Annotated in this window: 18 protein-coding genes and 2 pseudogenes; 10 read left to right on the forward strand and 10 right to left on the reverse strand. The window is 39.1% G+C overall.

The window, feature by feature from the left end:
* Positions 1-217: 217 nt before the first annotated feature.
* Positions 218-1756 carry a threonine ammonia-lyase, biosynthetic gene (gene ilvA, locus FTU05_RS15290; RefSeq protein ID WP_078193470.1) on the reverse strand — a complete coding sequence of 513 codons (1539 nt, stop codon included), beginning with the start codon at positions 1754-1756 and terminating at the stop codon, positions 218-220.
* A 107-nt stretch (positions 1757-1863) separates the two neighbouring features.
* Here ilvA and rpiA point away from each other — a divergent pair, with 107 nt between their 5' ends.
* Positions 1864-2535 (forward strand): ribose-5-phosphate isomerase RpiA, encoded by a 672-nt coding sequence (gene rpiA / locus FTU05_RS15295; protein ID WP_180004663.1) that lies wholly within the window; start codon positions 1864-1866, stop codon positions 2533-2535.
* Positions 2536-2752: 217 nt separating this feature from the next.
* Complete coding sequence (locus FTU05_RS15300; RefSeq protein WP_180165891.1) at positions 2753-3430, forward strand: SprT family zinc-dependent metalloprotease; 678 nt, start codon at positions 2753-2755, stop codon at positions 3428-3430.
* Between the two features lie 213 nt (positions 3431-3643).
* Here the strand turns inward: FTU05_RS15300 and FTU05_RS17990 are convergent, their stop codons facing one another.
* A complete protein-coding gene (locus tag FTU05_RS17990; RefSeq protein WP_257230138.1) occupies positions 3644-3922 on the reverse strand; it encodes a hypothetical protein in 279 nt (92 codons plus the stop codon).
* 137 nt (positions 3923-4059) lie between these two features.
* On the opposite strand from FTU05_RS17990, the gene argC reads away from it, so the two are divergent.
* From argC to FTU05_RS15330, 5 genes are all read left to right on the forward strand, one after another.
* A complete protein-coding gene (gene argC, locus FTU05_RS15310) occupies positions 4060-5106 on the forward strand; it encodes an N-acetyl-gamma-glutamyl-phosphate reductase (protein ID WP_180165893.1) in 1047 nt (348 codons plus the stop codon).
* 79 nt (positions 5107-5185) lie between these two features.
* Complete coding sequence (locus FTU05_RS15315) at positions 5186-5935, forward strand: hypothetical protein (protein WP_078188642.1); 750 nt, start codon at positions 5186-5188, stop codon at positions 5933-5935.
* An 18-nt stretch (positions 5936-5953) separates the two neighbouring features.
* The gene (clpS, locus tag FTU05_RS15320) at positions 5954-6367 is read left to right on the forward strand and encodes an ATP-dependent Clp protease adapter ClpS (protein ID WP_078188641.1); all 414 of its coding nucleotides are present in this window, start codon (positions 5954-5956) and stop codon (positions 6365-6367) included.
* A 12-nt stretch (positions 6368-6379) separates the two neighbouring features.
* Entirely contained in the window at positions 6380-8656 is a 2277-nt protein-coding gene (gene clpA, locus FTU05_RS15325) for an ATP-dependent Clp protease ATP-binding subunit ClpA (RefSeq protein ID WP_078188640.1), read from the forward strand.
* A gap of 76 nt (positions 8657-8732) precedes the next feature.
* The gene (locus FTU05_RS15330; RefSeq protein ID WP_180124496.1) at positions 8733-9086 is read left to right on the forward strand and encodes a YnfA family protein; all 354 of its coding nucleotides are present in this window, start codon (positions 8733-8735) and stop codon (positions 9084-9086) included.
* 50 nt (positions 9087-9136) lie between these two features.
* Here FTU05_RS15330 and FTU05_RS15335 read toward each other — a convergent pair whose 3' ends face one another.
* The 3 genes from FTU05_RS15335 to FTU05_RS15345 all read right to left on the reverse strand — a co-directional run bounded on the left by FTU05_RS15335 (position 9137) and on the right by FTU05_RS15345 (position 11391).
* Positions 9137-9613, reverse strand: coding sequence for a hypothetical protein (locus tag FTU05_RS15335; RefSeq protein ID WP_180165895.1), 477 nt, complete (start codon positions 9611-9613; stop codon positions 9137-9139).
* Positions 9614-9704: 91 nt separating this feature from the next.
* Positions 9705-10625, reverse strand: a complete 921-nt coding sequence (gene argF, locus FTU05_RS15340) for an ornithine carbamoyltransferase (protein WP_078193464.1) — start codon at positions 10623-10625, stop codon at positions 9705-9707.
* A 112-nt stretch (positions 10626-10737) separates the two neighbouring features.
* Positions 10738-11391, reverse strand: coding sequence for a TetR/AcrR family transcriptional regulator (locus FTU05_RS15345; RefSeq protein WP_180165897.1), 654 nt, complete (start codon positions 11389-11391; stop codon positions 10738-10740).
* Between the two features lie 239 nt (positions 11392-11630).
* Between FTU05_RS15345 and prpB the strand changes: the two genes are divergently transcribed.
* On the forward strand, positions 11631-12515 hold the full coding sequence (gene prpB / locus FTU05_RS15350; RefSeq protein WP_111883701.1) for a methylisocitrate lyase: 885 nt from the start codon (positions 11631-11633) through the stop codon (positions 12513-12515).
* Positions 12516-12518: 3 nt separating this feature from the next.
* Complete coding sequence (prpC, locus tag FTU05_RS15355; protein WP_180051268.1) at positions 12519-13655, forward strand: 2-methylcitrate synthase; 1137 nt, start codon at positions 12519-12521, stop codon at positions 13653-13655.
* 65 nt (positions 13656-13720) lie between these two features.
* Here prpC and FTU05_RS15360 read toward each other — a convergent pair whose 3' ends face one another.
* Both FTU05_RS15360 and FTU05_RS15365 read right to left on the reverse strand, forming a co-directional pair.
* Positions 13721-14338 carry an aminotransferase gene (locus tag FTU05_RS15360; RefSeq protein WP_180165899.1) on the reverse strand — a complete coding sequence of 206 codons (618 nt, stop codon included), beginning with the start codon at positions 14336-14338 and terminating at the stop codon, positions 13721-13723.
* 78 nt (positions 14339-14416) lie between these two features.
* Entirely contained in the window at positions 14417-14893 is a 477-nt protein-coding gene (locus FTU05_RS15365) for a CinA family protein (RefSeq protein ID WP_168379808.1), read from the reverse strand.
* A gap of 236 nt (positions 14894-15129) precedes the next feature.
* On the opposite strand from FTU05_RS15365, the gene FTU05_RS15370 reads away from it, so the two are divergent.
* Positions 15130-15360, forward strand: a complete 231-nt coding sequence (locus FTU05_RS15370; RefSeq protein ID WP_078190858.1) for a hypothetical protein — start codon at positions 15130-15132, stop codon at positions 15358-15360.
* A gap of 481 nt (positions 15361-15841) precedes the next feature.
* Here FTU05_RS15370 and FTU05_RS15375 read toward each other — a convergent pair whose 3' ends face one another.
* The 3 genes and pseudogenes from FTU05_RS15375 to FTU05_RS15385 all read right to left on the reverse strand — a co-directional run.
* Entirely contained in the window at positions 15842-17047 is a 1206-nt protein-coding gene (locus FTU05_RS15375; RefSeq protein WP_373685319.1) for an alpha/beta fold hydrolase, read from the reverse strand.
* A 264-nt stretch (positions 17048-17311) separates the two neighbouring features.
* Positions 17312-18238 (reverse strand): annotated as a pseudogene (locus tag FTU05_RS15380) (IS5 family transposase).
* A 440-nt stretch (positions 18239-18678) separates the two neighbouring features.
* A pseudogene (locus tag FTU05_RS15385) lies at positions 18679-19179 on the reverse strand (IS3-like element ISAba34 family transposase); the annotation flags it as partial.
* Between the last annotated feature and the right edge of the window lie 123 nt (positions 19180-19302).

A 19302-nucleotide genomic window follows, 5' to 3' on the forward strand; every position in this document is an offset into this window, starting at 1 on the left:
CAAGTAACTTGGACCAGTGTTGATCATTTAGCATTGTTCGAGGCATAGCGAGTGTAAAATTGGGTTTGGCGATTTAATTTTACTATCTCGCTATTTTTTTAATCAACAAATGTCAACAGACCCTAATTTGATGAATTTATTTATTTTGATTCAGGAAATAGTTGATGCAAATAAAAAAGCTGGAATCTAGATCCCAGCTTTCATATAGAAATTTTACTTATTTCAAGAAACGTTGATAACCGAGGTTATTGGTAATCTCAACATATGGATAGGTAATATTTTCCAATGTTTCAATTAAACCATCTGGGTTTTGTTTCGCATCCGTTGCTTCCATACCCACCAATACACGACCTTCAGCAGCACCGTGGTTACGGTAGTGGAATAGGGTGATGTTATGCGTTGGGCCTAGACGTTCTAAGAAAGTCAGTAATGCGCCCGGACGTTCGGGGAATTCCACGCGGAATAGGCGTTCATTTTCGATATCGGCATGACCGCCAATCAAATAACGGATATGCAGTTTAGCCACTTCATCATCAGAAAGATCGTCTACATCGTATTGGAATTTTAAGGTTTCAAAAATTTCCTGACGTTCTTTCTCACCATTTTTGAGACTAATACCCACAAACACTTGAGCGGCACTTGAGTTGCTTGCACGGTAGTTAAATTCAGTGATATTACGGCCTTGTAGTGCACGGCAGAATTTAAGGAAAGAACCTTTTTCTTCTGGAATGGTCACAGCAAAGATCGCTTCTTTACGTTCACCCAGTTCGGTACGTTCTGCAATGTAGCGCAGACGGTCAAAGTTCATGTTTGCACCGCAAACAATCGATACCATATTTTTACCTTCTAGACCATGCTCAGCTACATACTTCTTAATACCTGCAAGCGCCATTGCACCTGACGGTTCTACAATGCTGCGGCATTCATCAAAGGTATCTTTAATCGCTGCACAGATTTCATCGGTATTTACCAGTACAACTTCACGCTCAACAATAGGGCCTGAGTTATCTGATTTTTGTAGCTGAATCACTTCAAATGGTTTTTCACCAATTTGAGCAACTGCTGTACCGTCGGCAAATAAACCTACAGATGGAAGAATGACACGTTCATTAGCTTCAAAGGCTGCTTTTAAACATGCTGATTCGTCATATTCAACAGGAATGACTTTAACATGCGGTGCCACATCACCAAGATAAGCAGCTACACCGGCAATGAGACCGCCACCGCCCACAGCAACAAATACATAGTCTACATCACGCCATTGACGCAAAATTTCGTTGGCAATGGTTCCTTGACCGGCCATAACGAGTTCGTCGTCATAAGGTGGAATAAAGGTCATACCTTCATCTTTTGCACATTGGATTGCGTATTTATTGGCTACGTCAAAAGAATCGCCATGCAGAACCACTTCACCGCCTAAGCGTTTAACCGCTTGTACTTTAATGTCTGGTGTGGTTTTAGGCATAACGATAATGGCGCGAATACCCAACTTTTTACCAGATAACGCCACGCCTTGAGCATGGTTACCTGCAGAAGCAGTAATAACGCCACGTTCCAACTGAGATTTCGGTAATTGACTAATACGGTTGTAGGCACCGCGTAGCTTGAAAGAAAAGACAGGTTGTAAATCTTCGCGTTTAAAGCGAATGTTATTGTTTAGTTTTTCACTAATTCGTGGCGCTGCTTCGAGTGGGGTTTCGATTGCAACGTCATAGACCGTTGCCTGTAATATTTGTCGAACCAAACGAGACAGCATGTTAATTTTCCATCTAACAGTTTAAAATAGGGGTTTATTGTAACAAACCCCTGTACATTTGGGCTGAAAAATCAGCGTCTAATGTCAAAAAATAGTTGAGCCAAGTTATGAGTCTGTATGCAACCCAAGATGAAAAGAAACAAGCTGCCGCAAAAGCTGCGTTAAAGCATTTGCCAAAGGGCGGTATTTTGGGTGTTGGTACAGGAAGTACTGTGAACTTCCTCATCGAATTATTGCCAGAGCTTCAACTCGAAGCTGCTGTTGCAAGTTCTGAAGCAACTGCACAACGTTTGAAAAAATTAGGCATTGAAGTGGTTGATATGAACCACGTTGGCGGTTTAGATGCCTATGTGGATGGTGCAGATGAAATCGACCGTCATATGCACATGATTAAAGGTGGCGGAGCTGCGTTGACTCGTGAAAAAATCGTGGCGTCTATTGCGAAAAAATTCGTTTGTATCGTAGATGATTCTAAATGGGTTGATCAGTTGGCACGTGAATTTCCGCTTCCTGTAGAAGTGATTCCAATGGCACGTTCTGCTGTGGCACGTAAAATCGTTTCTTTAGGCGGCGATCCTGTGTACCGTGAAGGCGTAGTAACAGATAACGGTAATGTAATTTTAGACGTACACAACTTAAATATCCTAAATGCATTGGAACTTGAAAAAACTTTAAACAATATTCCGGGTGTAGTGTGTAACGGTATCTTTGCTCTAAACAAGGCGGATATTGCGGTTGTAGCTACTGATAACGGTATTGAAGAGCGTACTGCGGTTTAATCTATAGAAAATTTAAATGTAAATAGAGTTTCGATTTATATTTAAATTTCTAATGGAAGTTCCCTCTCCTTTGAGGAGAGGGTTAGGGAGAGGTCAATTTAAATGTCCCCCTCATCCTAACCTTCTCCCAGAGGGAGAAGGAACCCCCAATATACTTTTTGAAAACTGCTTAAAATTCAATTTATGCATTGTTTAAAAGCTTTTAATAAAAAAATAAATGACACTAAACCTTCCTGAAATTCAAATCACTCGGAAATTACGTGCCACACGCCTAAGACTCCGTGTAGAACCAACTCAAATCAAATTAACGGTTCCGCAGTTTTGTACTCAGCGCCAAGTTCAAGATTTTTTGAAACAATCAGAACAATGGATGATTGAGACATGGCAGAAGCAGCAGGAAAAAGCAGGGCTGCAGGATCGAAGTCTGCCAATAAAATTAAAGTTATTTAATTTAGAACAACCGTTAATGGTTGTTTATCAAACGCAAAAACATTCATTTATCTTGGATGACGAAAGCCATCAACTATTCATCAGTGATCGACAGCCTGAGCAATATTTAAAAAGTTTTGTGATTGCTTATGCCAAAGAGTATTTACCAATTTATTTAAAGCAAGTGAGCAGTGAAACAGGCTTGAAATATGGTGAATGCTCAATTCGTCAGCCCAAAACGCGCTGGGGAAGCTGTTCAGCGCGCCATGATATTATGCTGAATAGCGCATTGGTGCTGTTTCCAGAGCAAGTTGTACGATATGTGGCTGTACATGAGTTAGCGCATACCAAGCACTTTGACCATAGCCCAAACTTTTGGGCTGAAGTGCAAAAGCATGATATAAATTTTCAGCAGCATCGAAAAATACTAAAAATGACGGCAATGCCTTGGTGGTGGGTGCTCTGAATTAAAGGCACTAAGTTGTAAACACTAAAGCATTTCTTAATATATTATTTCAATTAAATCAAATCCTTCTTGGTATGTAGGCGGTTCTAATGCGTAATAAACATTGGTTAATGCCATCAGATCGACTATTTCATCTGAAGGGCGTTGAGCGTTTCTTTTTATGCATACTTCGAGCGGGATTTGAAACCATACAGCAACGCATTTTTTACCCAATTATTTAGCTTGCTCAATTATCGGTAGACGTTCAGATTGCTTTACTAAAATAGCATCAAAAATAATATTTTCAGGTTCGCGGGATATTTGGTTTTTGGCCCAAGTTGATTTCCCAGCCCCTTGGCATCCGATCAATATATAAATGATTTTAACCTTTGGGTTAGTTTTTAATTCATGCTTAAAAGCGTCAAAACAGCATTGCCATGCTGGAATATTTCTTTCTTTAGTGAAGACACGACCTTGAGCTGTGGATAGGTAATGATAAGGATTTATATGCATGATCTGACTTAATAGGATTCAGAAGACAAGCTAACATTATAAAGTGAAGCTTTATATGTCAAAACAGTTCAGAAATCCTCAACTTCCTGTCATACTACGCAGTCATCAAATGGATACTTTGAATAGAGGTAAAGAGCGTGATTTCAGTAGGTATTGTCGGCGGTACAGGTTACACAGGTGTTGAATTACTGCGTATTTTACTGCGACACCCCAATGCAGAAGTAAAAGTTTTAACTTCGCGTACTGAAAATGGCCGCCGTGTGGATGATATGTTCCCGAGCTTGCGTGGACATACAGACCTTTGCTATTCAGATCTAAATATTGAAGAACTAAAACAATGTGACGTTGTATTCTTTGCGACGCCGCACGGTGTTGCAATGAAACACGCTGTAGAATTGGTTGCTGCAAATACTAAAGTGATTGACCTTGCTGCTGACTTCCGCTTGCAAGACTTAGCTCAATTTGAGAAATGGTATGGCCTCGACCATGCTTGCCCAGAATTATTAAAAGATTCAGTTTATGGTTTGTCTGAATTAAACCGTGAAAAAATTCAAAAGGCTTCAGTGATTGGTAACCCAGGTTGTTACCCAACAACTGTACAGCTTGGTTTAGCGCCAGTATTAAAAGCTGAAGGATTAGTGGAACCTGAAAGCATTATTATTGATGCAAAATCAGGTGTGTCTGGTGCAGGTCGTAAAGCCAGCCTAGGTATGATCTATTCTGAAAATGCAGATAACTTTAAAGCTTATGGTGTAGCGGGTCACCGTCATCATCCTGAAATTGTAGAAGCCTTAGAAAATATTTCAGGTCAAAAAGGTGTGTTTAACGAAATTTTATTCGTACCGCATTTAGTACCGATGATTCGTGGCATGCTCAGCACTATCTATATTGATTTGACAGACGCAGGTGCTTCTGCGGATTTACAAAGCATATATGAACAGTTCTATGCCAATGAGCAGTTTGTAGATGTTATGCCTGCAGGTAGCTCACCTGAAACACGTACTGTGCGTGGTGCGAACCAATTACGTATTGCGATTTGCAAGCCTCAACCGAAAAAATTAGTGATTTTGGTGGCTCAAGACAACTTGGTGAAAGGTGCTGCTGGTCAAGCCGTACAAAATATGAACTTGATGTTTAGTTTTGCTGAAAATGCAGGACTTCAAGGCATTGGTTTATTACCATAAGAAACGATTTAAAACTTCACACACATTTAAAACTGGATTTAAATGTGTGCCTTGAGTGAACTAAAAATAAGAGATGACGATGTCGAATACAGAATCTAATTTCAAGTCAGAACCTGAAAACAGTGAAAAAACGCCTTTTATGAAGACGAATATGCCACTGGCGATTGGTGCAGTTGTACTTGCATTGAGCAGCGGTTTGCTCGGATATAGTATCGGTCATCGTCAGGGCTTAACAGTGGTCGGTTATGATGCAGATGCAGAACAGCTCGTTGATGTGGTGCAAAAGCAAAAAACTGAATTAGCAGGCCTAAATAAAAGTTTGAATGCGGCAATCCAAGAGCGTGATGTCGCTGTAAGTAATTCAAATGATTTATATTTGGCTGTTAAAAAAGCACGTGATGATCAAGAATTAACTGGTAATTTGGGTGTTTTGTATCGTGAAGTATTGCGCCAACGTGGTGGTATGCCTCTTGCAGTACAACATTTAGCGATCAAACCTTTACCTGAAAATGCGTATGAATACCAACTAGATCTTGTTCAAGTTAGCCCGTCAAAAAGTAATGTATCTGGAAGTGTTGAGCTGCGCCTAATTAAGGGGACAGAAGTACTTGCAGTGCCTTTAGAGGACAAAAACTTTAACTTTAGCGAAAGTGAACGACTCACTGGACGTTGGACCATGCCAAAAGGCTTTAGTCCAGACTTTATTGAAGTGCGTTTAACAGGTTCTAAACCCGTTATTCGCCGTTTTAGCTGGTCGAAAGGTCAGCCTGTTGAAAATCAATCTGCCTTCCTTTCAGAAATTCCTCAAACTGAAGCAAGTGCAAACTAAGTGTGAAACCTAAATCCTATGCGAACCAATAAGCGTCAAACGTGTTTATCTGACATTAAAAATTCATTTTACCAATCTGGTTTAGTGGACTGGCATCTAAACCCGACTCTCAGCCAAGGTACGCAGGATGATGGTGATTCAGACATTCAAGTATTGACTGCGCCACCTGAGTTAAAGCGTCCTCCTATGTATGCTGTCGTTTTAATGAACGATGATTACACCCCAATGGACTTTGTAATTGAAATTTTACAACAATACTTTGCTTTGAATCTTGACCAAGCCACTCAAGTAATGCTAACTGTACATTATGAAGGAAAGGGTGTTGCAGGGGTTTATCCGCGAGACATCGCAGAGACTAAAGCAAATCAGGTCAATAATTACGCTCGGTCGCAAAGTCATCCATTACTTTGTCAGATTGAGCCAAAAGATTAATAAGGGGATTACATGCTCAGTCGTCAATTAGAAGTATCATTACGTTTGGCTGTCAGCATGGCTCGTCAAAAGAGACATGAATTTTTGACGGTAGAACATTTATTATTGGCTTTACTGGATAATGATTCCGCTGTTAATGCATTGAAAGCATGTGGCGCAGACATTATTGTTCTTCGCAAAGAACTTGAAGAATACGTAGAACAACATACCCCTAAGCTTGGCGAAAATAGCGATCAAGCGCCACATCCTACAGAAAGTTTTGATCGTATTTTGCAGCGTGCAATTTTCCATGTGCAATCGAGTGGTAATGACCGCACTGTAGAAGGTGCAGACATTTTAGTTGCGATGTATTCAGAGCGTGATTCATTTGCGGTGTATTTACTTAAACGCCATCAAATCAACCGTTTGACATTAACGCAGTATTTGTCTCATGGCACACGTAAAGATGAAGTCCAAGCAGAAGAAGAAATCGAAGAGCTCGATGGTGAAAGCACCACGTCTTCAAATTCTGGCCCATTAGAGCTTTATACGACCAATCTCAATGTTGAAGCTCAAAAAGGCAAAACAGATCCACTGATTGGTCGTGAAAAAGAGATTGAACGTACAGCTCAAATTCTATGCCGTCGCCGTAAAAACAACCCACTTTTGGTGGGTGATCCGGGTGTAGGTAAAACTTCGATTGCTGAAGGATTGGCTTGGCTCATTGTAAATGGTAAAGCACCTAAACCGCTTGAAAATGCAGAAGTGTTTAGTTTAGACATTGGTGCTTTAGTCGCTGGAACTAAATACCGTGGTGATTTTGAAAAGCGTTTAAAACAACTGCTAAATGCCTTGAAGAAAAAGCCCGAAGCTATTTTATTTATTGATGAAATTCACATGATCATCGGTGCAGGCTCAAGTATGGGCAGCACGATGGATGCATCGAACCTCATCAAGCCAGCTTTGGCGAATGGTACTTTGCGTTGTATCGGTTCAACGACTTTCCAAGAATACCGTCAAGTCTTTGAAAAAGATCATGCATTATCACGTCGTTTCCAAAAAATTGATGTCAATGAACCATCTATTTCAGAAACGATTGATATTCTTCGTGGCTTAAAAGGAAAATTTGAAGAATTCCATCATGTGAAATACGAAGATCAAGCGTTGGTTTCTGCGGTTGAGCTTTCAGCGAAATTTATCAATGATCGTTTCTTGCCTGATAAAGCCATTGATGTGATTGATGAAGCTGGTGCGCAGCGTCGTTTAAAAGCTGAGCAAGATGATACAGTCATTTCAGTTGAAAACATTGAAGATATCGTATCGAAAATTGCCCGTATTCCGCCGAAAACTGTGTCTAAAGATGACAAGAGCGTTCTTGAAAATCTTGAGCGAGATCTGAAACGTGTGGTGTTTGGTCAGGATGAGGCCATTGAAGCGCTTGCATCTGCGATTAAATTATCTCGTGCAGGTCTTAAAGCACCAGATAAGCCAGTGGGTAATTTTGTCTTTGCGGGTCCTACAGGTGTGGGTAAAACTGAAGTCACTAAGCAATTGGCGAAATTGTTAGGCGTTGAACTTGTACGTTTCGATATGTCGGAATACATGGAACGTCATGCAGTATCACGTTTAATTGGTGCGCCTCCGGGTTATGTCGGTTTTGATCAAGGTGGTTTGCTGACCGACGCGATTCATAAAAATCCGCATTGCGTGCTATTACTAGACGAAATTGAGAAAGCACATCCAGATGTCTTTAATTTGTTACTTCAAATTATGGATCATGGTTCATTAACGGATAATAACGGTCGTAAGTCTGACTTCCGTAACGTCGTGTTAGTACTGACGACTAATATTGGTGCAGAATCAATTTCACGTGTGAGCATTGGTTTCATGGATCAAGACAACAGTAATGACAACCAAGACGCGATGAAAAAAGCCTTCTCACCAGAGTTCCGTAACCGTTTAGATGGTGTCATTCAATTTAAAGCATTGCCAACAACGGTCATTGAAAGTGTGGTTGATAAGTTCTTAACAGAGCTTCAGGCACAGTTAGATGATAAGAAAGTGGTTCTTGAAGTTGATCAAGATGCACGTGAATGGATGGCTGAGCAAGGATACGATCGCTTGATGGGCGCTCGTCCAATGCAGCGTTTAATCCAAGAGCATTTGAAAAAACCGCTTGCTGAAATGATTCTGTTTGGTGAGCTTGCGGAACATGGCGGCAATGTTGCTGTTTCAGTGAAGAAAGAAAATGGTAAAGCTGTGGGCTTAAAACTCGAAGTGTTTGAAGACCAAACCGCTGAACCTGCTTAAATAATTTATTTATAAAAAACCCGTGCTTGCACGGGTTTTTTATATTTATTCGACGCTAGATTTGGATTTTTCTATGATGGACATAGCATTTACAAAAGTGCTGACCACGTTTGGTTTATTTGCACTGACAGCACTGATGGAAATTTTAGGCTGTTACTTCCCATATTTGATTTTAAATCAGCAAAAATCGCAGTGGTTATGGATTCCAACAGCGCTTGCATTGGCTGCATTTGTTTGGTTATTGACGTTACATCCAGCAGCTTCGGGTCGTATCTATGCAGCCTATGGCGGAATCTACATTTTTTCTGCGTTACTGTGGTTGCGTTTTGTAGATCACGTAACTCTAACGCGATGGGATATGCTAGGTGGCATCATTGTATTAGTGGGTGCAGCTGTGATTGCATTACAGCCTCAAGGTTTAATTCGTTAAGTTAAAAAACATTGCAGAAGTTAAACCAAGAGCTATAAGAAATCAGATGTTTATTTAAATTTACATTCAGCGTTGTGGATTTTTATTTCGTATTTTTGTTGAGGTGAAGATAAATCCATTTCTAATACATATGGATTTACACGTTGAAATTGATGTTCAAATAGCAATTCACAATTTTGTAGAGAATTCTTTTTGATCAGTTGTTTGACTTGCTGTTGACCCACCGATTCTGCAAATTGTGTAAAGTCAGGTGTGGTGATAATTCCTTCAATTTCTATTTTATCTGCTGAAACTTCCATTTTTTCCATCAACATATTTTGGTCAACTTGAAAAGGAAGAGTACGAGAGTCTTCGTCACTTATGGCAGAAAGTATTTCATCTAATGCAGGCTTATTTTTGATTTGATATGCTGCATCCAAAATTCCTTTTTTTACGAGGTATTGATCTAACTCAGTTGGAGACGCTGCAAGTGTAACGGTGCTTAGGCCCAAAGAGACTAAAATTAAAAAGCTTTTTTGAATATGCATATTTTAAATCACTTATAAAAGTTATGGTTTTATTAAAGCATGCAAAAACAAAAAAAGCACCCGAAGGTGCTTCATTTATCTAAGTAAAACCTTAGTCTTTTTTAAGATTTTCGTTAATTAAGAATTCAACAAGTGCTTTTTGTGCATGTAAGCGATTTTCAGCTTCATCCCAAACCACGGCATTTTTGTGGTCAAGCATATTTTCAGAAATTTCTTCACCACGATGCGCAGGCAAGCAGTGCATAAATAAGCAGTCAGCGTGAGCAAGATCCATCAGGCGTTCATTCACTTGATAATCAGCAAAAGCTTTTTCACGAATTTTTTGTTCTTCTTCTTGGCCCATACTTGCCCAAACATCTGTCACGATTAAATCTGCATTAACTGCAGCATCTTCGGCAGAATCAACAAGTTCCACACAGTGTGCAAATTCAGATAAAAATTCTGCTTTAGGTTCATAGCCCTTAGGTGCAGCGATTTTTAATTTAAAGCCCCACATATGAGCCGCTTCAATATATGAGTTACACATATTGTTGCCATCACCAATCCAAGCAACCGTTTTGCCTTCAATAGAACCACGGTGTTCAACAAATGTTTGAACATCGGCAAGTAATTGGCAAGGGTGGTGATCATCTGTTAATGCATTGATGACAGGAACTTTTGAATAAGAAGCAAAACGTTCAACAATGTCATGACCAAAAGTACGAATCATCACAATATCAAGCATGCTTGAAATCACACGTGCAGAATCTTCCACTGGCTCACCACGACCTAATTGAGAGTCGCGAGATGAAAGGAAAATTGCACTACCACCAAATTGGCTCATTCCTGCTTCAAACGATACACGTGTACGGGTGCTCGATTTCTCAAAAATCATGCCCATGACTTTACCAACGAAAGGTTGGAAAACTTCATTGTTATGCTGTTTGCGCTTGAGTTCGATACCGCGCTGTACAATTTGGTTAAGTTCTAAAGTCGATAAATCGCGTAAAGTTAGAAAGTGACGTAGAGCCATTGTTACTCCACAATAATTGCTGAATCAAAAAACAAAACAACAATTAGTTGTTGGTTGGTTAGAGAAAAAGGAATCGATTAATATACTATAAGAGAGGTAAATTGCAAAAAATCTAGCGCTTTTGGTGACCGTCTAGGAAACGATCGACGCAATAACTGATGTAATTGATGGTTTCTTGATCATTTTCATCAATGCTGATGCCCATGAGAACGCGCCATTCTAAATTACGCAGAATCCCAAAATAAAACTGAGCCGAAAATAGCGGGTTTTCACAATACAGCAAACCGTGTTGATGTGCTTGATATAAAATTTCGGCAACGGTGTTCTGAATTTGTTTCGGGCCTTGCTCATGAATATAACGTGCTATTTCAGGATTACGTCCTGTTTGTTCTAAGACTAACCGCATAAATGCCACATTTTCAGGCATGACGATATGTTGATGAAAATTACTTAAGGTGTTGATGAGATAAGCACGAATATCGGTATTCGGGCTGACAGTAAACGGTAGGCAAATATCTTTGAAAAATAAGCAGCGACGATAGTCACAAATCGCCTTAAATAATCCGTCTTTATTACCAAAATATTTATAGATCGATGCTTTTGACCCACCGGCATGATTCACAATATCGTCTAATGAAACTGCATCAAAACCACGTTTTAAAAAAAGCTCCGTAGCACTTTCTAAAAGTGCAACACATCGTTCATGTCCGCGCCGCGTTTGTGGCTGGTCATGCGTTAGAGGTTCAATGTGTATTAAATCTTGCATAAAGTGATAATTTTTAACAAAAAAAGAGCTAGTTTGACGATAATTATAGCAAAAAAATTAGTACTTTTCTGCTTTGCTCATAAATAAGAGATCTTTGACTAAAGAATAACAACAGATAGGTGACAAGTGAAATATTTGACTAAAGTTTTAGAGTTAATATTCTACAAAGCCATAGAGTTGGAAAAAAATATGGATATACTCAAACTTCGAAAATTAAAGTAAATGCCGTGGAAAGGAATATGACACAACAAACGTCTGCAGGCTTAAGATTTAGACAAGCATTGGAAATCGAAAAACCATTACAAATCATTGGCACAGTAAATGCCTATGCAGCAATGATGGCAAAAGAAGTTGGCTATAAAGCCATATATTTATCTGGTGCAGGTGTTGCGAACTATTCATATGGTTTACCTGACTTAGGCATGACCAGTTTAGACAATGTTTTGGAAGATGTTCGTCGTATTACTGAACGTGTAGATACGCCATTACTTGTCGATATCGATACAGGTTGGGGCGGTGCATTTAACATTGCTCGTACTGTGAAACAAATGATTGCTGCGGGTGCAGCAGCGGTTCATATCGAAGACCAAGTCGCGCAAAAACGCTGTGGACACCGTCCGAACAAAGAAATTGTGACGCAGCAGGAAATGGTTGACCGTATTAAAGCGGCTGTCGATGCAAAAACTGATTCAAACTTTGTAGTGATGGCACGTACAGATGCTTTGCAGAAAGAAGGTCTGCAAGCAGTGATTGACCGTGCATGTGCATGTGTAGAAGCCGGTGCTGATGCGATCTTTGCTGAAGCAATGACTGATATTACCATGTACAAAACTGTCTGCGATGCTGTGGGTGTACCTGTACTGGCAAACATTACAGAGTTTGGTGATACCCCTTACTACACCAAAGAAGAACTAGGCGAGCAGGGTATTGCAATGGTGCTTTACCCATTATCACCAACACGTGCAATGCAAAAAGCGGCACTCGAAGTAATGCATGCGATCCGCAATGACGGTACACAAGTCAATGTACTGGATAAAATGCAACAACGAAAAGAACTCTATCAATTCCTCGATTATCACACTTTTGAAAACACCTTAGATAAATTGTTCACTGAAGGAAAATAAAAAATGGCTGAAGGAAAAGTACTCACGGGCGCAGGACTGCGCGGACAAGTAGCTGGTAAAACTGCATTGTCAACTGTAGGCAAAAGTGGTGCGGGCTTAACCTATCGTGGTTATGACGTTCAAGACTTGGCAGAAAACTGTCAGTTTGAAGAAGTCGCATACCTGATTTTCTTTGGTGAATTGCCAACAACAGAACAACTAGCAGCATACAAAGCCAAACTCAAATCATTGCGTCAATTACCACAAGCGTTGAAAGAGGTGTTAGAGCGTATTCCTGCTGACTCACACCCAATGGATGTGATGCGTACAGGCGTTTCAATGTTAGGTAACTTGGAAACAGAACAGTCATTTGCTGAGCAACAAGATGTTGCAGACCGTATTTTGGCAACGCTACCTGCGATCATTTGCTACTGGTATCGTTTCAGCCATGATGGTGTACGTGTAGAAGAAAACACCGATGATGATTCAATCGGCGCTCAATTCCTACATTTACTGCGTGGCGAAAAACCAAATGAATTGCACGAGCAAGTGATGAACGTATCACTGATTTTGTATGCAGAGCATGAGTTTAACGCATCTACATTCACAGCGCGTGTATGTGCATCAACATTGTCAGATATGCATTCATGCATCACAGGTGCAATTGGTTCACTACGTGGCCCATTACATGGCGGTGCGAACGAAGCTGCGATGGAAATGATCGAAAACTGGACGTCTCCAGAAGAAGCTGAACGTGAAATGCTCGGCAAACTTGAGCGTAAAGAAAAGATCATGGGCTTTGGTCATGCGATCTATAAAGACAATGATCCACGTAATGGCATCATCAAAATTTGGTCTGAGCGCCTAGCTAAAGACGTGGGTGATACCGTACTTTACCCTGTATCAGTACGCTGTGAAGAAGTGATGTGGCGTGAGAAGAAATTGTTCTGTAATGCAGACTTCTTCCATGCATCGGCTTATCACTTCATGGATATTGCAACCAAACTATTCACGCCAATCTTTGTAATGTCACGTGTAACAGGCTGGGCAGCACATGTGATGGAACAGCGTGCGGATAACCGAATCATTCGCCCAAGCGCGGACTATACAGGCCCTGAACTGCGCAAAGTGGTGCCAATTGCAGAGCGTTCTGCGGCATAATTTTAAAGTGAAATAAAAAAGCCTCAAAAGAGGCTTTTTTATTATTTGTTAATTGAGTTAACAATCTATTTGGTTAATAAAACAGGATCTTCGACGCTATATCCCGTTTCAAATGGAATCCCTAGATATTTAACAGTCACTAAATAAAAAGGCTTTTGCACTACACGATAAGTTTTAGAGATTTTTAAACCTTCTTTATAGGTCTCAGCCTTTTGTATGGCGCTTTTATACTGCGAATTTTTAATACGATATTGATAGGTCCATTTATCAATGGTTTCAGTGGGGTCATACCAAGATTTTGCAGTGCCATTCATGGTTGTTAATACCTGTATTCGAGCATTATTGTTATTTACAGGTGTTAATTTGACTAAACGCTTTTTAATTTTCGCGATTTCTTTATCAAACTGGGCACTGTCTTGATCGTAATCAATCCGTTTTGTCTTGGGATTAATATATAAAGACTTCACTGTAATTAATTGCGTTGGTTTTTGGCTATTTAATTGATAATAATATAATTGTGGTAAACGACCACGACCATCTTCAAAATGACGCATTAAATAGATTTTTTGGTCTTTTTTATCAAAACCTAAAACCTCAATGGTTTGAGGGCCGCCTACCGTAGCCAAAGCAGAGCAGGACAGTAGTGTGCTTATTGCGAATGCACTGAAATGACGTAGCTGCATTTTCTTGTCCTGATAAGTAAATTCCTCAATACAGTATGCGATACAAAATGATATTTAAATATGAAGATTATGTATGTTTTATTCTGCATTTAAGATGTCTAATACACTGTGAGCAACATTTTCAGTTAACTGATCTAGGCGTTCTAAAGCCGTACCTAAAATAAAATAGTGATAATTATAGATACGACCGTCATGTAAGATTGAAATATAAAATGTACCTTCGGGTTTTTCTACGGTTGCACTGCCACCAGGTTTGAGTAATCCAGTGCAGGCCACCACAAAGTCCGCATGTAAAAATAGTTGTTGTCCTTGCTCAGCCATCGCTTGAGTCACTTCTGCGGATTCGGCCGTAAATTTTTCTATTAGTAGAGGATCTACTTTTAAAATTTCACGCTTGATTGATGGATCATAGCTCACTAGTCCACCTAATAAGATATCTGCACCACTATTCTTATAAATTGAAAATTGACTACATAAATAACCAGAGCTTGCACTCTCGATAAACGCGATAGTCATGGATTTTTGTTCTAAAGCATCGCAACACTGTTTAAGCATGTGCTTACCCCAAAGTAGAATGGTGAATGATCATTAGTATTCTTAAAATTTTAGCATTGATTTCGCTCGCCTGTAATTTCACTAAAAGTCTAAGTTGGTACTGTGTGTGTTGTGGAATTCACGAAAATAGCGTGATTGTTTAGAAGCTGTACGAAAATATGAAATAAAGGTTTCTTCGGAAGGAAAACGATGTTAAAACTTAAAATAAAGAGCGTAACAAAAGTAGGTTTATTTCAATGAAAACGACTGTTAAATATGTAGTATTAAAAAGCCTAGACTATCAATTGGGCACGCCACTTTTTCAAGAAGAATTAGACGCAGATAGCCTGTATTTTGATCAAATTCCGGCTGTAATTCAGTATCAAAATCATCAATTCAAAGTGAAAAGCAAAGAGTTAAAGCGTGTTTATTTGGCTGAAGAAAATGAAGACATGCAAACCATTATTGTGAAAGTACTTGCCGTTTAATTTCGATCAATTTTTAGTATTAAAAATACAGCTCTCATTGAGTTGGGAGCTGTATTTTTGTATTTGATAGACTCAAACTATAGATTAATCTAGATTTAAAGGAGATATATATTTTTAATGATCACTTGATCATATCGATTTAGCTATTCGACCAACAGCTATTTAATCCCCCAGATATTATTTAGTATAATTTATCTGTTTTTTCATGGGGGGAGACATGATGGACTTATTTAAATTTCTAAAAAGCTTTAATACAACGGGCACTTATCTTTTAATTTCAACGATTTCACTAGTTTGCTTAGTTGTGTATTTCTATTTTATTAATCCAAACTGATCTAAGTTGACTACCAACATCTTTGGCTTTAAATAAAGAGCTTAGTAAATAAAACTACATAATAAAATTTTATATCAAAAATATTGATATAAAATTTTTAGTGAATTTAAAATAAAAAGCGCCTCTTGGCGCTTTTTATTTTAAGTATTAGTTTATTGGGCAGGTATTTAAATACGTCTTATTATCAATTGAGTGAATAAAGTTGTCGATTAAATATTCGCTTTGTTTGAGTGAATCACGATGGTCACCATTTTTAATTGGGTGAAAGGCTATGGGCTTATTTTCCTTGCAGACTTTTTGGTAATAAGCATGGACACCCAGATAATCTACCAATTGATCTTGATCACCTTGTACTAACAGTAACGGTACTTGAGGTGTCATAAATTCTATCGACTGTTTTTTTAAATAACGGGTTAATGGCGTTAAATCTACCTTGGGTTTAAAAACGGTTTTTTGCGATATTTTTAGTTCAGTTTGTAGTTCTGATAAGCAGCGATTACGAGCATGGTTCAGGATTTTCTGCATTTCAGGGCTTACTAAATCTTTTGCTGAAAGAGTAGGCTCCGCAGCTTCAGCACCTAATAGGACGATAGGTAAAAATGCTGCAACGCTCGGATCAATATTAGACTGTGTTGCTACATATTCAGCAATCCCTTCATATTGGTAGCCGCCCGGTGCCAATGCAATTGCTCCGCGTAAATTGAGTTCAGGAGCATCCTTTTGTCCAAACGCGGCCACGGTTAGGGACGCGGCACCGCCTTGACTGTGACCCATGACATACCAGTTTTTACTCAATTTTACTGATTTTAATTGATGCATCGCACGGACTGCATCAACGACAGTGTGTAACTGACTTTGAGCATTCATATAGGGGTGGCCGCCTGGTGTACCCAAACCTTGATAATCCGGCGCAACGACTGCATAGCCACGAGCAAGCCAAGCGTTTAAAGCTTTGGCTGCAATTTGTTGGTATACGTGAACGGGTCCATCAGCATAATCACCCGAAGGTGCGCAGGTATCAGCTACACCAGTTGTACCATGTGCCCATGCCAAAACTGGCCAACCACCTTTCGGGGCTTTACCTTTAGGTAATAGGATATATCCAGAAGCAACAATCGGCTCTGCATAAACACCTCGACTTCGATAAGTGACGATATATCGTTCAGCTGCATTACTAAAAAGATCAGGTGTTTGAGCTTGTATAGATAGTATTGTACCGGGTGTAAGGGCTGTTATATTGGCGATTTGACCTTCATTTATTCTGGAAGGTACAGGAGATGCAGTTGTGTATGTTGAAGCTAGACAAATACAGCTAGCAACCAATTTGAGAATAAAATGCTTAGTTTCCATTATGGGCACCGTCTTCTGTTCAAAAGGTTAATTTCAAGTTTTCACGTTGTATCAATTATTCTATGAATTTTTAATATAGTGGCTAATCTGCATAAAATAAAGTTCGATGTTGAACTTACTTTTTGATTTAAAATGTAACAATTGTGGTGAATGAATATGAATTCACTCACATTGCTTATGCTGAAAATATAGTCTTTTGTTATTTCCTTTAAAACGGCTTTGTTGCACAAATATTTAAAAATTAAAATCTCCCATACCTACTCATATTTAAGTGACAACTTGGGTATGAGGGCGACCTAATCCTGCGAATTTATTTAAGACATCTACGCGTGCATGAATCTCATTCACTTTACTATTAAAATTCCTTGAGCAGAGTTTATCGCCTAATAATTTAATGCAATGCATCTTGGTTTCAACTAGACTTCGCCGATGATAGCCCGACCTTTTTTTCAAGAGTGTCCTGCCTGAGAAGCACTGCTTCGCAAGATTAACCGTTCGAAGGAGTTCATTTCGCTCTCGTGAATGAGTTTTTATATCTTTCCAGGGCTTTGCATTTTTTCTAGGTGGAATCACTGCATACGTTTGCCGATCTGCAATGACCTGACGGCATCGTGTATAGACAGAATCGATTTGTTCATCTAAAGGGATTTGAGCAAGTAAATCTTCCAGTACCTATGAATCACTGACATTATCTGCGGTGAGGTGTACAGCACGTATTTGAATAGTTTCAGCATCGATACCAATATGAACCTTACGCCATTGGCGACGATATTTAGGTCCATTTTTTTTACGCTTCCATTCACCTTCACCTAAAAACTTTAGGCAAGTAGAGTCTACGAGTAGATGGAGACCACCACTACTTTTTTGATAGCCAATTGCAATATCGATATGCCTTTGTCTTCTGCACAGTGTGGAATAATCTGGCGCTGTCCAAGCTAATCCACAAAGCTTAATCAGACTTTGGACAAAGCCTGTGACCATTCGCAAAGACAATTTAAATAAAGTTTTGATCATTAAGCAGCATTGAATAGCCGTATCGGAGTAAGTTTGATTTCGACCTTGTTTTGCTTGCGGATGAGCCTACCATTGAGTCAAAGGTTCAAACCGGATAGAAATATTTCCTCGATTAATTAAGGCGCGGTTATATGTGGACCAATTGGTTGTACGAAAGATTTTGGATGTAGGTTTATTCATCTAGGAATTATATTGCGGAATAAGACCTTATCGGTAGGTTTGTGCAACAAAGCCTTTAACAATATAAAAATTTTAAATTACTTAAAATTGTAACAAAAATAACTTTTATACGTATGGATTATATATTTTAGTTAATCTTAACAAAGACTTAGCAAAATATTTAAATTGGATAAAAGTTAATATCTTTAATTTGCATTAATGTTTTGTTTTTTGATCTATTTCGCACTTTTAAATTTATACAATTTAGTTAAATTAATAGAATAACTATTCTAAATCAAGCAATCAAAATACCCAATTTATATGATCATCATGTTTTAAGGCAGATCTATGATTTTATAGTCGAACGGGAAGGATTCGAAAAATTAACATCCTATAACCAAGCTATGGAGTTTTTCAAAGAATGAACCGTACCGGGTTTGTCGGAGACATTTTTATTTAAGTTAGGCCACGTGACCTAACGGGTTAATCTTATCATAGTACATTGCTTCAAACTCAAAAGGCGATACATAACCCAATGCGCTGTGTACACGCTTTTTGTTGAACCAATCTACCCAATTTAATGTCGCAAGTTGTACATCCGCTAAACCTTGCCAGTCTGCTTTTAAATATTCAATCACCTCTGTTTTGTATAACCCATTCACTGTTTCAGCCAAAGCGTTATCGTATGAATCACCGGTCGTACCGACTGATGCTCGTAAATTTGCTGCTTCTAAACGATTGGTATAGCGAATTGAAAGATATTGAACACCTCTATCTGAATGATGAATCACATTCTTAGGCATACCTCGGTCATGCAATGCTTGCTCTAGTGCATCGAGCACCATGTCTGTATTCATACGTGTTGATACTTTCCATCCAACAATCGCTCGTGAGAACACATCAATAATAAAGGCGGTATAGACCCAGCCTGAATGAGTTTGAATATACGTGAAGTCACCGACCTGAGATACCGTCTTGGTAGTCAATCAGGTTTTGAGATTATTCGACCAATAAATAATCTCTTTGATAGGCAGTCTGATGTTTTAAAACGCCATAACACAGATGTATAAGCTTGCGCATTGCAG

It is taken from the genome of Acinetobacter sp. YH12049, assembly GCF_013419875.1.
Taxonomy (GTDB): Bacteria; Pseudomonadota; Gammaproteobacteria; order Pseudomonadales; family Moraxellaceae; genus Acinetobacter; species Acinetobacter amyesii.